We start from the raw sequence: 15,391 nt of genomic DNA, 5'->3' as shown, positions 1-15,391 counted from the left end.
GCTTAAGCTGAAAAAGATGCATGATTTCGGGATGTGTGAAGTTGTAAACAAGTCTGAATATACTCGGCATAGACCGATAATTTTTCATAAATATGTTCCGCATAAAACATATCTTCCACCAGTTGCTTAGCTTGAATCTGGTTATAACGACCACTCACAGAGAGCAACTCTGCATTTAATATTGAAAATTTCTCACACAGTTCCATATAGTTTTGATCTTTATGTTTAAATAACAACTGACGCATATTTAATTCCGTACTCTCCTGGATTTTGTCCCACGGATCCGTCCGAATCCAATAAATTTTGATTTTAAAAAACTGTTCAACCTCCGCTAATTTTTGGGCATCAAGCTTTAAGTGAGTAATTAAATAAATCTGGGTCACATCTGCTCTGCACAAAGCATTCAGTAAGGCGTAATAGAGAAATTCAACCTCGTCTAAATCCGTATCATGCAGGTCTAAATAAATATTCAGGGCTTGTAACACCTCATCTATTTTTATATGCACCTTGTTTTCCGCCTGATAGTAGCGGTTCAATAGATTCAGTACAGGTGTGGTGGCTTGACTATGATAGAGCGTGGTTTGATTTAAATTCCCAAAAATAAAAGGGGCAAACAAGTAAGCCAAACTTGACTGCTCAGGCTGAATGGCCGACTGCACAATATAATTGGCTTTCGCCTGAGAAAGTTCACGTAATACTTTAGACCGTAATAGTGTTGCTTCTAAATTGACAAACTTCTGTATTAGCTTCATTTTTAGCTTTTCAGACATTCCCTGTTCAATAATTTCCGGAATTCGATTCAGACTCTCTGTAACAAACATTTCAGCACGCCCTGTATGTATTCATATCCCTCATTTTTAATGCTTTTGCGAATCAGCAGTAGCTACAGAATCGGGCTGAATGAATATAACAGCGTATTATTATTGACGATCTCTGTTATATTTTTTAGGGGGTATTCCTGTACCTACATCTTGAATATTTTGTCCTGCAAAATCTTGATAATTATTCAAAGTAGGTAGTTTTGATGAAACGATCTATAATTTTCTATAACACTGAAATAAAGCGTGTTGGTTCCAAAAATCTCAGAAATCTATGTCTGAAATGGGAGGTCCTATGAACCTCGGTTTAACCGCACTTGAACTCGCTCGAATTCAATTTGCTTTTACTGTTTCATTTCACATTATCTTTCCTGCCACTTCAATTGGCTTAGCCTGCTTTTTAGCTTTGCTCGAATGGAAATGGTTACGCACGCAAAACCCGATTTATAAAGATCTATTTAAATACTGGATTAAAATTTTTGCAGTCGCTTTTGCCATGGGCGTTGTATCTGGCATTGTCATGTCCTATCAGTTCGGCACCAACTGGAGTGAATTTTCCCGTATTGCAGGTTCTGTTACAGGTCCACTATTGGCTTATGAGGTATTAACGGCATTTTTCCTCGAAGCTGGATTTCTCGGCATTATGCTGTTCGGTTGGGGACGTGTCGGTCCTAAAGCACATTTTTTTGCCACCTTGATGGTTGCGATTGGCACCTGTATTTCCATGTTCTGGATTTTATCCTCCAACAGTTGGATGCAAACTCCGCAAGGCTTTGCGGTAGAAAATGGCATTATTGTGCCGTCAGACTGGCTGGCGATTGTGTTTAACCCCTCCTTTCCCTATCGCTTTGCCCATATGGCAACCGCTGCTTTTCTTGTTTCTTCTTTATTGGTGGTCGGAACTGCCGCTTGGCATTTATTCAAAGGTCGTCGAGATGCGTTGGTCAAAAAGTCTTTCTCTATGGGACTTTGGATGGTGCTCGTAACGTCCTGTTTACAGGTCGTGATTGGCGATCAGCATGGTCTAAATACTCTAGAACATCAACCCACCAAATTGGCTGCCATTGAAGGTCACTGGGAAACCAATCATGACCATGGCATGCCGTTACTGTTATTTGCTTTACCCGATATGGAGAATGAACGGAATAACTTAGAAGTTGGCATTCCCAATTTAGGCAGTCTCATTTTAACCCACTCCATGGAGGGAAAAGTCACGGGATTAAAAGACTTCGCCCCAGAAGATCGACCACCTGTGCCCATTGTGTTCTGGAGTTTCCGCGTCATGGTGGGACTCGGCATGCTGATGGTGTTGATGTCGCTGACTGGGTTATGGCTACGTAAACAAAACCGTTTATATGAGAGCCGTCGTTTTCATCAGTTTGCAGTCCTTATGGGGCCGACCGGTTACATTGCTCTGCTTGCAGGTTGGGTAACTACGGAAGTTGGACGACAGCCTTGGGTGGTCTACGGCGTGATCCGTACGCAGCATGGCTTATCGCATACCGTCACAGCGGAACAAGTCGGTCTGAGCCTGATTATTTTTGTACTGGTCTATACCGTAGTTTTTGGTACTGGCATCTACTACATGCTGAAATTAATCAAGGCAGGTCCCGTGCATATCGACAGTGTAGATTCGCAGCTTGCAGGTCCAGGCCACTTTAAAACCCCAATGCGGCTATTAAGTGCTGTGGATGAGAGCATAGAGGGTTCGGCAAAGCATACACCTGACAATAAGGAGCAGCATCATGATTGATCTTGCATTAGTCTGGGTCGGTATTATTGGCTTGGGCGTATTAATTTACGTGGTCATGGATGGTTTTGATCTGGGTATTGGTATCTTGTTTCCGTTCATTCAAGGCAAACAAGAACGAGATGTCATGATGAATACGGTTGCTCCTGTGTGGGATGGTAACGAAACCTGGATGGTCTTAGGTGGCGCGGGGTTGTTTGCCGCTTTTCCTTTGGTGTATTCCACTGTCTTATCCGCCTTGTATTTACCCATCATTTTTATGGTGGTGGCTTTAATTTTCCGCGGCGTGGCTTTCGAATTCCGTTTTAAAGCCAATCGCAGTAAGCCCTTATGGGATCAAGCATTTATATGGGGTTCTTTCTTTGCCAGCTTTTTCCAAGGCGTGATTCTCGGCGCGTATATTCAAGGGATTGAAACCCGCAACGGCATTTACAGTGGTGCGGCACTGGACTGGTTGACCCCATTCTCTTTGTTTGTGGGCTTAGGGGTCGTCATCATGTATAGCGCCTTAGGTTGTGCATGGCTCATCATGAAAACCGAAGCGGATTTACAAGCGAAGATGTATACACTCATGCCTAAGCTGATCATCATCTTGTTGATGGTATTTGGCGCAGTCAGTATCTATACCCCGATTAGTCATCCTGACATTGCAGAGCGCTGGTTTAGCTTGCCGAATCTATTTTATTTCAGCCCTGTGCCTGTTTTGGTTCTGGTCTGTTCGGGATTCATCTTAAAAGCATGTACGCAGCGCAAAGATGTGCAACCCTTTGTCTTGACGCTCGGTCTGGTCTTTCTGGCCTTTACAGGGTTTGTAATTAGTTTATGGCCCAACATCATTCCACCGACGGTTTCCATCTGGCAAGCAGCAGCACCTGAATCGAGTATGAAATTTGCCTTGGTTGGTGCTGTCATTTTGATTCCAATTATTCTGACTTATACCTTTTTATCTTACTGGGTATTCCGTGACAAAGTCCGTATTGGTGATGAAGGCTATCATTAAGCAAGGTGACCCTGATGAAAAAAATACACAATCGTTTGAGCCCCACTGCATGGTTCATATTATTATGGTGTTTTGGTTTTCTGACCCTTGGCTTAATTGCTGGTTTTTTTAGACTGCTACTGCGTCTAGCCTATTAAAAACGGACTTAATAAAAATTTGGATAGCAGTGCAATGGCTGCTATCCCTTTCCCCTATGAGCATGACACTGTATGTATAAATCAGAACAACTGGCCTTAAGTCTTAAGCATTTAATTGAAACTGGGACGTGGAAAGCCCATGAGAAACTTCCCTCTTTAAGACAGCAAGTTGAGATTTCAGGGTTTAGCTTAATGACGGTAATGAATGCCTATCAGGAGTTGGAGGCACAAGGACTAATTTATTCTAAAGAAAAATTAGGCTACTTCATTGCCGAAAATCCTGTGCAAATGGCGCTTGCAAAAAAAGTCATTGTGAATGACAAAATCGAAATTAACTCCATTGTTTTTAGATATTTAAAATCGATTCAATCGGAAAAAATTATCCCTTTGGGGAGTGCTTTCCCGAATAGCCAGCTGCTTTATTCAGCAAAACTGATGCAGACTTTGGCGCAACAGGCCAAATACCGCGTGGGTTATGAGCAGATGCCCAGCTTACCCCCAGGCAACTACGAGCTAAGAAAACTGATTGCGCAACGCTACTGCATGCAAGGCATTCCGACGGATCCTTCGGATATTGTGATTACGTCAGGTGGTCTGGACGCATTAAATCTGTCTTTAAGAGCCATGACTCAAGCCGGTGATTACATTCTCCTGCAAGAAACGGTGTTTTATGGTGCATGGCAAGCTGCGGAAAATCTGGGTTTAAAAGTCATTACTATTCCAGAACATCCTGAACATGGATTAGATCTGGAAGCCTTTAAAAAAGCCATTAGCAGCTATCCCATCAAAGTCTGTTTACTGATGCTGAACAGCCATAATCCAATTGGTTTTACCGTCAGTGATGAAATTAAATTTGAGCTGGCAAAACTGCTGCATCAGCATGACATTTATTTGATTGAAGATGATGTTTACGAAGAGCTTTATTATGATCAAAAAAAGCCGCTGTCGATGAAATATTATGACCAGCACAATTTAGTGCTGCATTGTTCTTCATTTTCCAAAACATTGGGAGCAGGTTTTCGTGTCGGTTGGGTCTATGCGGGGAAATTTTCCGAACATGTTCAGCATTTGCAATTGATGAGCACCATCTCGGTCAACTCCTTTATTCAAAATGCACTGGTGGACTATCTTTCACACCGTCATTATGAAAAACATTTAAAGGATCTGCGTACCACCTTAAAACGACTTAAAAATCAATATCATCAATATCTCAGCCATCACTTACCCGAAAATTGTAGCGTGCATTATTATCCTTCTGGCTATTTTCTTTGGGTGACACTGCCTGAACATATAGACAGCAGTCACATTTATGAAAAAATGATTCAGAATGGGATTGGTATTGCTCCAAGCATGCTGTTTTATCGTAAGAATAAAAAGCAGAACCACATTCGCATTAATTGTTCCTTTGAAATGAATGAAAATATCACTCAAGCTTTGGATCTCTTAATTAAACAAATTGCGGAAATGTAGTAGCGATATTGATCATCGCGATAGCTCTATGTCTGGCAAATTTAAGCCCGCATGTTTTGCATAACACAACATCCAATCAAAATGCACTTTGTGGGTTGTAGTTTATTGTTTTATTGATATTAATTTTCACTGTAAAACATATTCCCAGATGATAAAACCAATGAAAAACCCTAGAAATGAATAGGCCGTGATGATAAAGAATACAAACCATGCCTTATTTTTTTTAAATAAAAAATCCATCACTACGTCCCATCACTGATCTTGAATGAATATTTTAAGCGTCAGATCTGGGAAGTGTAGGTACAGTTTTTCAAGGAAAAATATAACAGCAGTGAATTACTTAACGTCAAAGGCATCTGCTAGATTTCGCCATCTGCATGCTCAGCGTATATAATTAAGCATCGTGCCTTATTGCTTTAAATCAAATATGCCCCATGCTTTTAATGACAACGCTCAAATTAGCGTGGTCTCTACTTTTTCTGAACTCGTAAATTCGAATTTTCACGGCGAAATGAATGCGATTTGCTGGTATAGAAATTTGGCGGGTGATTTTCGAGAAATTGTGGCTAAACTTCAGTTAAAAGAAAATATTACCGAAGTGTCGGTTGACGATCTTTTGGCCCTGCAACTCTCAGAAGCAGGTCATCAAGCACGAGCAATTATTTTAAGTGACATCCAGTTATTAACTGATTTTGGCGCATCCCCCTGTCTAAATCTACTGAAATGCTATGAGCGCGATGACGAACTCGATTTCATTTCTACCGATGTGTATTCCTATCACGTTGATCGCTCACCGATTGAAACGGATACATTTCTCTGTACCTATCATGGTTCTGCCAGTGAGATTCTGCCGAATGATCAGGTTCAGCAAAAGATTTTGATCCCAGCAATCCGAGAGAAACTCAAAGAGTTGCATGATGGTCCCGAAGCAGAATTTGAAACTTTTTTGGAAGAATATTTCTTTGATTTGCACTATCAGGCTAAAGCCGAAGCCACCCCTGTGAATTTAGGCAAAGGTCATCTTTGGCGCTTGGCAGTAGATCATCCCACGCAACAGGTTTTACCTTGTGTGCATCGCGCGCCCATAGAGCAAGAGGGTGAGTATAGACTCCTACTGATTTGTTAAATGTTTATTTGAGATTTTGAATTAATCAGAAGTGTTTTTCTCCGACTCAGTTGCTTAGTATTACTCAAGTTGGAGGAGTCATCGCAATTACACTCGAAGCAAAAGCATCTTGCTTTTTATTTAGCACAAGCCTAAAGTTAGCTTGAATGTCGAGCGGAATTGAGTCAAATGAACATTAGCGAATTATCCAAACAAAGTGGGTTGAGTACCCCGACCATTCGTTATTATGAACAGATTAAGCTACTGCCTAAAGCAAAACGCAAGTCAAATGGCTATAGAGAATATAGTGAAAATGATCTCAAACAGCTTTTTTTAATTCAACAGGCACAACAAGTTGGTTTTTCCTTGGCTGAGATTAAAGCTTTTTTACCTTCCAATGTCTCAACTTGGAATCACGATGTGCTGATTAATATTCTTGAAAGCAAAATTAAGGATATTGAGGATCTTGAGCAAAAATTAGCGATGAGCAAACAAAACTTGCGCACCATGATTGATGCCATCAATAAAAAACCTGATGAAATCACCTGTGAAGAAAATGCCCAACGCTTATTAAATCTCTATTATGAAAATGAAAAGAATTCATGATTTTTCTCGAATTTAGCCCTATCCAAGTTTTAATTTTCCCAACAAAAACTGATTGACCTTAAAGTGGACTTTAAGCATAGCATAGGCCACAGGTGATATAGAGGAGCCTGTCATGTTTAAAAGTGGGAATATTCAAACGTGGTTAATCTCGGTTTTAATGCTATTCGTTATAAGCAACTCAGTTCGTGCTGCCGAGACTGCTCAAGTCGGACATCGTCAATCTCTCGGCAAAATTCTGGTGGTGATGACCAATCACTCAGCCTACCCAACGCGAACAGATACCACGGGTTTATGGCTGACTGAATTGACGCATTTTTATGATGTTGCACAATCGGCCGGTTATGAAATGGATTTTGTCAGTCCTCAAGGGGGTGCTATTCCTCTCGATGAGCGTAGTTTGAAACCTGTGTATATGGATCAATCTGCAAAAGCGCATTTAGCCGATTCTCAATTTATTCTGCGCTTAAAAACCACACTCGCAGCAACTGCAATTGAACCATCCGACTATAAAGCGATTTATTACACGGGTGGGCATGGCACCATGTGGGATTTCCCCAATAACCTTGCGTTAAAGCATATTAGTGAAAAAATCTATCAGCAAGGAGGCGTGGTATCTGCTGTCTGTCATGGTGTGGGCGGATTATTAGCTTTGCAAGATGCTCATGGTCAATCTTTAATTGCTGGCAGAACGGTGACAGGGTTTGCCAACATTGAAGAGACCTTATCTGGAGTCAAGTCGCAAGTCCCTTTTTCACTTCAAGATGGCTTAATTGCACGCGGTGCTAAATATCAACGTGCATTTTTACCGTTTACCTCGTATGTGGTTTCGGATGATCGAATTATTACTGGTCAAAACCCTCAGTCCAGCAAAGAAATTGCACAAGCCGTTGTGGCACGCTTAAACAGCATCAATTAAAGCTCATTGTCTTCATCTAGGTCAGATTTATATGTCTGACCTTTTTATTATCTGTCTGATTTCAATCTTTCTTTATTCTATTCATCTTATTTCATTTCCTCCTCAAAAAACACTTGACCTTAAAGCTTACTTTAATCTTAGCATTTGATTAAGGTTAATAGGAGGAACATGATGATGTTCAACAATCTTAATTTACGCCGTACGGCATCCGCGATCTCCATCGGCTTGTTGATTAGCTTATCAGCTCAAGCCGAGGAGGCTCATCTTGGTGCGATGGAAAATGCCAAGCAAACGACCACGGTTGAATTTGGACCGTATAAGGTTCAAGTGCCTAAAGGCGGCTATTATGATCGATTCCGTATGAATCCCGATCTAGATGAAGTAGCCAAAGACCCGGCTGCGGGAAATATTGATTACTTCCGTACAATTCCTAAACAGCTGGTCGATACACGCGTGGGTAAGGTCTGGTCGCCAAATTTTTATTATCGTACCAGTAATGTGCAAGTCTTAATGTTAGCGCCTATTGCTAAATTAAAAGCCAAACTACCTGCGCCACTCGAGCCTTTACAAGCTTTTCCGGGGTACGGTTTGGTTTCTCTCACCTTCTTTGCCTATGCTGTCGGCGATGTAGACCCTTATGATGAAGTCTCTGTTGCGGTTGTTGTACGTCAACCAGGTGCACATCATTTTAATAGCGCTGAATTACTCAACTCGATGCGCACGCATCAGTATTATGGTCATGTACTGGCATTACCTGTAGATACCGAAATCGCTCGTGTGCGTGGCGTGTATGGTTATCAATTACCCAAATGGTTGACTACAATTGATCTCAACATCGGTGAAAAGCAGGTTCAAGCGCAAATTTTCAATACAAATGGAACACCTGACCTCAGCCTGACAGCAGCATTGCCAAAGCTGAAAACAGTCCAACCTCAGTCACGGATTGAGACGAAAACCATGTATCAACTTGTTGATGGTAAATGGCACAGTACCTCTGTCGAATCCAACACACTGACATATGGACAAACGTTATTTCCGAAGCATGTTGAACTGACCAGAAATGGCGGTCCTTTGAGTCAATTGCTGGATGAGCTTGGTGCAGCCAAAATTTTACGTTTCGATGTGGTTAAAGATGCACAACTAGCACTGAATATGCCAGTTCCCTATACCTCTTTAGATAAGGTTAAAGTAGCTAAGAAAAACTAATCTCGCTCAAACACTATAGCCTCTTTATTTAAAGGGGCTATTTTTTATTGCCTTAAATCGGTATTTTGATAGGTCTATAAAAATTATAGTTTTAAGATTGAATATTATGTTGGATGGGTCTGTTTTAATCTTATTTTATGCTCTGTTTCAAGTTTGAATAGACAATACCAATCTAAATTTTTTATGAAAAAATAATGCCAGTAAAATAAAACCATAACTTCATCCTCTGTTTTAGCAGCCCTCCCTTACACTACGATCATTTCAGTGCATCCTTAAAAAGGGAGGCCTATTATACATTCAAGGCATGACATCATTTTGCGGTGATTCTCTCTGGATGTGTGCTAGATGAGCAGGGTTGTAGAAATTTAACCTGATTTTCATTTGAGATTGGCTATAAATTATAAGCAGCATAATTTATAAAAAAGCCAACGACTGAACATCAAACGTTGGCTTTTAATTAGTCATCTTAATCTTTACGAAATTGTTAATGAGCCTGAACCCGGAATTTTCGTAACCAAATCAGCACCCATCAATTTCGCAGGTGTATATGCCCCGCCCTGAACGGTATTTTTCAGTAAATACTGAATGACCATAAGCGAACCACTGATCGTTAAACTGTAGGTATTGTCCGTTTGTATTCTCGCTGTTTTCGTGTGTCCTTGGGCATTTCTGACTTCACCCCAGACATACGTTGGGAGTGTGGCACGGACGGACTCATCCGGTCCTACCACGGAGGTGCTAATCCTTGCTTTAATCATATGCTGTATAAATTTAAGCTTTAACAATGGACGGATATAGTTCAACATTTTTGCCACAACAATCATTTTAGGCGTTGCTGGAACAAAGACCTCAATATTCGGAATACCCGTGGTATAGAATGCAGTTGAAACGTCTCCCCAAGGGATACTCATTGCCGTTTTTTCACCATCGCCAAAGTTGATCTTGCGTACATGATGGGCTAATGCAACCTTAGTAATCTTCGCATTCTTGCGGATTTTTCCACCTTCAGCCATTCCCTCGGTACTGGTTTTTGCTGTCCCCGGTGAAAAACCTGACTTTGAGTCAAATCCTAATGCTAAATGTGTTGCATCAGGCATGGCTTGTTTAAGTGTTGCTGCGACGCAATCTGTAGGGATGACATCAAAACCCACACCCGGACAAAGTACCATATTGGCGTGTTGCGCTTGGCTATTTAAGGATTGTGCGAGTTCAAATACTGCAATTTCACCCGTAATGTCGAGATAATGTGCTCCTGCCTTTAAACAAGCGAGCATCATTGGTTTAGAGGTTGTGGAAAATGGTCCTGCGCAGTGCATCACAAGCGCAACGTCTTTGAGTTGTTCACTGACCTGTTCAAGATCATCTAAAGCAAAAGCTTTGAACTCAAGTCCTAGCTCTTGCGCGAGCGTATGCACTTTTGTGGTATTACGTCCAGCCAATATAGGTGTTAAACCTTGCTGCACAGCTTTACGGGCGATTAACTCACCCGTATAGCCATTTGCACCGTATATCATCCATTTCTTGTTGTTTTCTGTCATATCTCACCTTTTTTATGATGCTAATGCATAGTCACGCATCCGACTTTTATATTGGCGGGTACGACGCGCCATGGCCGTTTGTTGTAAGATTAATGCCCATAACGGTGAAACTTTAGGATTTGGTACTTTGCCAAGACTGAGTTTACGCAACTGAAATTTCACGGTCGCCATATTGGCAAGCGAAGCCAAAGTTTTATTTTCCCAAGTAATTGGCTTGAGCTCTGGTGCAACATTTTGACCTTGTTTCCAAGCATTCGGTAAGTTTGGATCAATCGCTAATGCAGTTGCAATGCCGACCATATCCACACCACTTTCAATCACTTGTTCAGCAACTTGTTTACGGCGGATGCCCCCTGTCACCATTACAGGCATTTTGGCCACTTTACGAATTTCTTGGGCAAACTCTAAGAAATAAGCTTCACGGGCTAGGGTTCGACCATCGCGTGCCTGACCCTGCATGGCGGGTGCTTCATAGCTCCCCCCTGACAATTCAACCAAGTCCACAGGCAATTCATTTAACATTTTGACCACTTGCTGAGCATCTTCGGCACTAAAGCCCCCCCGTTGAAAGTCAGCTGAATTTAGCTTAACGGCTACAGTAAATTCAGCTGAAACCACAGCACGGACGGCTTTAACAATTTCAATTAAGATCCGCGCTCGGTTTTCTAATGAACCACCCCATTGGTCTTGGCGTTTGTTGCTCAGGGGAGATAGAAATTGGCTTAATAAATAGCCGTGTGCAGCATGAATTTCAACCCCTGTAAAACCCGCTTTTTCACCTAAACGTGCGGTATTGGCAAAACGTTGAATCACTTCTTTGATCATGTCTTGCGTCATTTCAATCGGAGTATTAAAGCGATCTGACATTTTGCCTAAATCTAGTGGAATTGCTGAAGGTGCCCATGTTGCCTGCCCCAAGTTAGATTGCATTTGGCGACCAGGATGGTTGATCTGCAACCAAACTTGAGCACCTTTAGCACGACCCGTTTGAGCCCAGCGTTTAAAGGTGTCTAAATGCTTTTCGTCTTCCAATACGACTCCGCCCGGTCCTGTCATTGCACGGCGATCCACCATTACATTGCCTGTAATGATCAGTCCAACACCACCTTCGGCCCAAGCTTGATACAAACGCATTAATTCTTCAGATGGCGCATGGTTTAAATCCGCCATGTTCTCTTCCATTGCTGCTTTAGCAATGCGGTTAGGGATACTTGAGCCATTTGGGAAAACTAATTTTTCAAACACTTTCATTTTTGTGTCCTCATTGGGTATGAGTTCACTTTAAGATTAAAGCTTACTTTAATGTCAATAAGTTTTATCTATTATTTTTTATTTACAGCAAAAAATAGAAGCACAAAGGCTTCTATTTTTCATTTTTACTTGAAAGTGAACTCAGGATTAGGATCGAATAAAGGCCAATAAATCAGGGTTTATCACCTCGGCATTGACGGTTAACATGCCATGAGAAAAACCTGGATATGTTTTCAGCGTTCCGTTTTGCACCAGTTTTACAGCTAAAGCACCCGAATTTTCATAAGGAACCACTTGGTCATCATCGCCATGCATAACCAAGACAGGGACTGAGATTTTTTTAAGATCTTCAGTAAAGTCGGTCTGTGAAAATGCCACAATGCCATCATAATGCGCTTTGGCTCCACCCATCATCCCTTGGCGCCACCAGTTCCAAATAATCGGTTCAGAGGGTTCAATGCCCTCTCGATTGAAGCCATAAAAAGGCCCTGCAGGTACGTTATAGTAAAATTCAGCACGATTTTTAAACAGTTGATTTTGTAAATCATCAAAAACTTCTTTAGGTAAACCATCTGGATTATTTTCGGTTTTGACCATTATCGGTGGAACCGCACTCACCAATACGGCTTTAGCGACATTTTCCTCGCCATGACGAGCGATATAATGGGCAACTTCACCTCCACCTGTTGAGTGCCCAATGTGAATCACATTTTTTAGACCTAAATGCTGTACCACTGCTGCAACATCATCCGCATAATGGTCCATATCATGACCGTCCCAGACTTGACTCGAACGGCCATGTCCACGACGATCATGTGCGACAACGCGAAAACCTTCATTTAAAAAGAATAAGAGTTGAGTATCCCAGTCATCTGAACTGAGTGGCCATCCATGATGGAAAAAAAGGACTTGGGCATCTTGAGGTCCCCAATCTTTATAGAAAATATCTACACCATCTTTCGTTGTGACAAATGCCATGTTTGTTTCTCCTGTGTAAGATTTACACGTTAGAGGGGGGGTAATCTATGTTTTAATTAATGTTTGTTATTAAAATACTATCTTTATTAATAGCTCCATTATACTAAGATTAAAGTTCACTTTAAGGTCAATGCTTTTGGTCTTCGTTAGATGGTAAAAATGTAAATTAGCATGCCAGCAGAAATTGAAAAAATTAGACTAGATAACTGAAAATAAAAGGATTTAATTTTTTAATTGGCATTTAAACCTTTATTTTCTTTACATTCTCTTAACCAAAACATTCTCTATTTAAAAAATTTTGGATTTTGATACTTGACATTAAAGTTAACTTTAAACTTATAGTGATTCAACCAACTCAGGAGCGCTAGTACAACATCGCTAATCTCTTGGGTGATTTATCAATGTGAAGGTTGACGGACATGAAGACAAAAAAACAGTTCACTGACGTTGAATTTGGCCAACAGAAAGTCAAAGTCCCCAAAGGTGGTTATTACGATCGCTTTAGAATGAACCCCAACCTAGATGAAGTCGCTCAAGATCCTGCTGCGGGAAATATTGATTTTTTCCGTAAAATTCCAAAGCACATGGTGGAATCTCGCGTAGGTCCCGTCTGGGCACCAAATTTTTATTATCGTAGCAGTAATGTACAAGTGCTCATGGTAGCGCCGTTAAAGCAACTGAGAAAAAAACTCCCTGCCCCTTTAGAGCCGCTACAAGCATTTCCGGGATATGGTTTGGTCGCAGTGACCTTCTTTACTTATGCGGTTTGTGATAATGATCCTTATAACGAAGTCTCCGTGGCCATTGTTGTGCGTAAACCGAATGCCAAAGGACCGAATGCTTTAGAGTTGCTGAATTCAATTCGTCAGCGTCGTTTTTATGCGCATGTGTTGGCTTTGCCTGTAGATACTGAAATTGCTCGGGTTCGCGGTGTATATGGTTATCAGCTCCCTAAATGGTTAACCGAAATTAATGTAGATATCAATCCCAAACAGATCTACGCTGATTTAAAAGATACATCTGGCAATCCTGATTTAAGTTTAAGCACGCCAACCCCCAAATTAAAACATGTGAACTCCGAGTCTCGCATGAGTGAAGCCACCATGTTGCATCAGGTCGATGGTACATGGCATCAAACACTCGTCCAGTCCAATACGCTGGCTTTCGCGCAAAAGCTATTCCCCCAAAATGTAGAATTGGTTCGTCATGGGGGGCCAGTCAGCCAACTTTTAAATCAGCTTGGCGCATCAAAAATTTTACGCTTAGATGTCGTACAAGATGCTCAGGTTGTGCTGCATTTACCCAAAGTTTTGTAATTTATAGTCATAAATAAAAAAGGATAATCGCGAATGAAAAAAGCAAACTATGATCTTGTGGTCTTTGGTGCAACCAGTTTTGTCGGGCAAATTCTCACCCAATATCTCGCGGAATATTTTGCACAACAAGATGAAAAGTTGAACTGGGCAATTGCAGGACGTTCAAAGAGTAAGTTAGAAGAGCTGAAGCATGCCTTAGGTGCTCTAGGTGAGAACCTCCCCATCTTAATTGCCGATGCTGGCAGTGATGCAGATTTGACAGCCCTCTGTACAAACACGCGTGTGATTGTGTCTACAGTTGGACCTTATGCGCTTTATGGTGAGCCACTGATTAAAGCTTGTGTTGAAAATGGCACGGATTATTGTGATCTCACGGGAGAAACCCAGTGGATTAAGAAAATGATCGAAAAATATGAAACGCAAGCGCAGCAATCTGGTGCGCGGATTGTTCATTGTTGTGGTTTTGATTCTGTCCCATCGGATATGGGGGTTTATTTTCTACAACAGCAGGCCTTAAAACAATTTGGTGTGCCTGCCACCCAAGTCAAAATGCGCGTAAAAACCTTAAAAGGTGGTGCATCTGGTGGAACCGTTGCAAGCTTGATCAACGTAATTCAAGAAGCTGCCGCTGATCCCGTGTTAAAAAAAGAGCTGATCAATCCTTATTCTATTTGTCCGAAAGGTCACTCTTTCACACAGCAGCAAGATTTTATAAAAACAGCAAAACTCGATCCTGATTTTAATGCTTGGATTGCCCCTTTCGTAATGGCGGCAGTAAATGAACGTGTCGTGCATCGTTCTAATGCCTTATCTGGAAATGCGTATGGATCTAACTTTAGTTACAACGAAGCAATTTTAACCGGCACTGGTATCAATGGCCGTTTAAAGGCGCTTGGTATGGTCGCTGGTCTGGGTGCATTCATGTTAGCTGCGGTTAATAAACCGATTAGCCAACTCATGGAACGCTATGTATTGCCCAAACCGGGTGAAGGCCCTACACCAGAACAGCAGCGTTCGGGTCGTTTTGATTTACGCTTTTTCGGCAAAACCAATGATGGTCAGAGTTTAAGAGTCAAAGTGACGGGGGATCGTGATCCAGGTTATGGCTCTACAGGGAAAATGCTCGGTCAAGCCGCGATTAGTATTGCACTTGATCATGTGAAAGATGGGGAAAAAGTCGGTCGTAGTGGTGGTTTTTGGACACCTGCGACCATGTTCGATGACCGTTTTATTCAGCGATTAACACGCCATGCAGGTTTAGTTTTCCAAGAAATCTGAATAAAACCATTTTCATAGATAC

14 protein-coding genes are annotated in these 15,391 nt (G+C 41.5%); 9 read left to right on the top strand and 5 right to left on the bottom strand.

Annotated elements, in window-relative coordinates:
* Positions 1 to 2 precede the first annotated feature (2 nt).
* Entirely contained in the window at positions 3 to 821 is an 819-nt protein-coding gene (locus tag AC6CHI_RS10100; protein ID WP_498121076.1) for a hypothetical protein, read from the bottom strand.
* Between the two features lie 292 nt (positions 822 to 1,113).
* Here AC6CHI_RS10100 and AC6CHI_RS10095 point away from each other — a divergent pair, with 292 nt between their 5' ends.
* From AC6CHI_RS10095 to AC6CHI_RS10085, 3 genes are all read left to right on the top strand, one after another.
* Entirely contained in the window at positions 1,114 to 2,571 is a 1,458-nt protein-coding gene (locus AC6CHI_RS10095; protein WP_458892121.1) for a cytochrome ubiquinol oxidase subunit I, read from the top strand.
* Positions 2,564 to 3,568, top strand: coding sequence for a cytochrome d ubiquinol oxidase subunit II (cydB, locus tag AC6CHI_RS10090; RefSeq protein ID WP_498121074.1), 1,005 nt, complete (start codon positions 2,564 to 2,566; stop codon positions 3,566 to 3,568). The genes AC6CHI_RS10095 and cydB overlap by 8 nt, the downstream gene beginning before the upstream one ends.
* A 209-nt stretch (positions 3,569 to 3,777) precedes the next feature.
* Positions 3,778 to 5,175 (top strand): aminotransferase-like domain-containing protein, encoded by a 1,398-nt coding sequence (locus AC6CHI_RS10085; protein WP_458892119.1) that lies wholly within the window; start codon positions 3,778 to 3,780, stop codon positions 5,173 to 5,175.
* 126 nt (positions 5,176 to 5,301) lie between these two features.
* Here the strand turns inward: AC6CHI_RS10085 and AC6CHI_RS10080 are convergent, their stop codons facing one another.
* A complete protein-coding gene (locus AC6CHI_RS10080; protein ID WP_458892118.1) occupies positions 5,302 to 5,415 on the bottom strand; it encodes a hypothetical protein in 114 nt (37 codons plus the stop codon).
* Between the two features lie 187 nt (positions 5,416 to 5,602).
* Here AC6CHI_RS10080 and AC6CHI_RS10075 point away from each other — a divergent pair, with 187 nt between their 5' ends.
* The 4 genes from AC6CHI_RS10075 to AC6CHI_RS10060 all read left to right on the top strand — a co-directional run bounded on the left by AC6CHI_RS10075 (position 5,603) and on the right by AC6CHI_RS10060 (position 9,008).
* Positions 5,603 to 6,301 (top strand): DUF1826 domain-containing protein, encoded by a 699-nt coding sequence (locus AC6CHI_RS10075; RefSeq protein WP_458892117.1) that lies wholly within the window; start codon positions 5,603 to 5,605, stop codon positions 6,299 to 6,301.
* A 168-nt stretch (positions 6,302 to 6,469) separates the two neighbouring features.
* Positions 6,470 to 6,886 carry a MerR family transcriptional regulator gene (locus AC6CHI_RS10070; RefSeq protein WP_458892116.1) on the top strand — a complete coding sequence of 139 codons (417 nt, stop codon included), beginning with the start codon at positions 6,470 to 6,472 and terminating at the stop codon, positions 6,884 to 6,886.
* A 112-nt stretch (positions 6,887 to 6,998) separates the two neighbouring features.
* Entirely contained in the window at positions 6,999 to 7,802 is an 804-nt protein-coding gene (locus tag AC6CHI_RS10065; RefSeq protein WP_498121071.1) for a type 1 glutamine amidotransferase domain-containing protein, read from the top strand.
* A 174-nt stretch (positions 7,803 to 7,976) separates the two neighbouring features.
* Positions 7,977 to 9,008: an acetoacetate decarboxylase gene (locus tag AC6CHI_RS10060; RefSeq protein ID WP_498121239.1), complete on the top strand. Its 1,032-nt coding sequence runs from the start codon at positions 7,977 to 7,979 to the stop codon at positions 9,006 to 9,008.
* Between the two features lie 473 nt (positions 9,009 to 9,481).
* On the opposite strand, the gene AC6CHI_RS10055 is transcribed toward AC6CHI_RS10060, so the two are convergent.
* The 3 genes from AC6CHI_RS10055 to AC6CHI_RS10045 form a co-directional block, all read right to left on the bottom strand.
* Positions 9,482 to 10,546 (bottom strand): saccharopine dehydrogenase family protein, encoded by a 1,065-nt coding sequence (locus AC6CHI_RS10055; RefSeq protein ID WP_498121070.1) that lies wholly within the window; start codon positions 10,544 to 10,546, stop codon positions 9,482 to 9,484.
* Between the two features lie 12 nt (positions 10,547 to 10,558).
* Complete coding sequence (locus tag AC6CHI_RS10050) at positions 10,559 to 11,797, bottom strand: NADH:flavin oxidoreductase/NADH oxidase family protein (protein WP_498121068.1); 1,239 nt, start codon at positions 11,795 to 11,797, stop codon at positions 10,559 to 10,561.
* 147 nt (positions 11,798 to 11,944) lie between these two features.
* Positions 11,945 to 12,775, bottom strand: coding sequence for an alpha/beta fold hydrolase (locus AC6CHI_RS10045; RefSeq protein WP_458892112.1), 831 nt, complete (start codon positions 12,773 to 12,775; stop codon positions 11,945 to 11,947).
* A 419-nt stretch (positions 12,776 to 13,194) separates the two neighbouring features.
* Between AC6CHI_RS10045 and AC6CHI_RS10040 the strand changes: the two genes are divergently transcribed.
* Positions 13,195 to 14,091 (top strand): acetoacetate decarboxylase family protein, encoded by an 897-nt coding sequence (locus tag AC6CHI_RS10040; RefSeq protein ID WP_498121066.1) that lies wholly within the window; start codon positions 13,195 to 13,197, stop codon positions 14,089 to 14,091.
* A gap of 33 nt (positions 14,092 to 14,124) precedes the next feature.
* Positions 14,125 to 15,369 (top strand): saccharopine dehydrogenase family protein, encoded by a 1,245-nt coding sequence (locus AC6CHI_RS10035; protein WP_498121065.1) that lies wholly within the window; start codon positions 14,125 to 14,127, stop codon positions 15,367 to 15,369.
* Positions 15,370 to 15,391: the final 22 nt, after the last annotated feature.

The sequence above is a fragment of the Acinetobacter sp. GQ146 genome (assembly GCF_059758585.1).
Note: the sequence above shows the minus strand (reverse complement) of the source record. Positions and strands in the feature narration are given on the sequence as shown.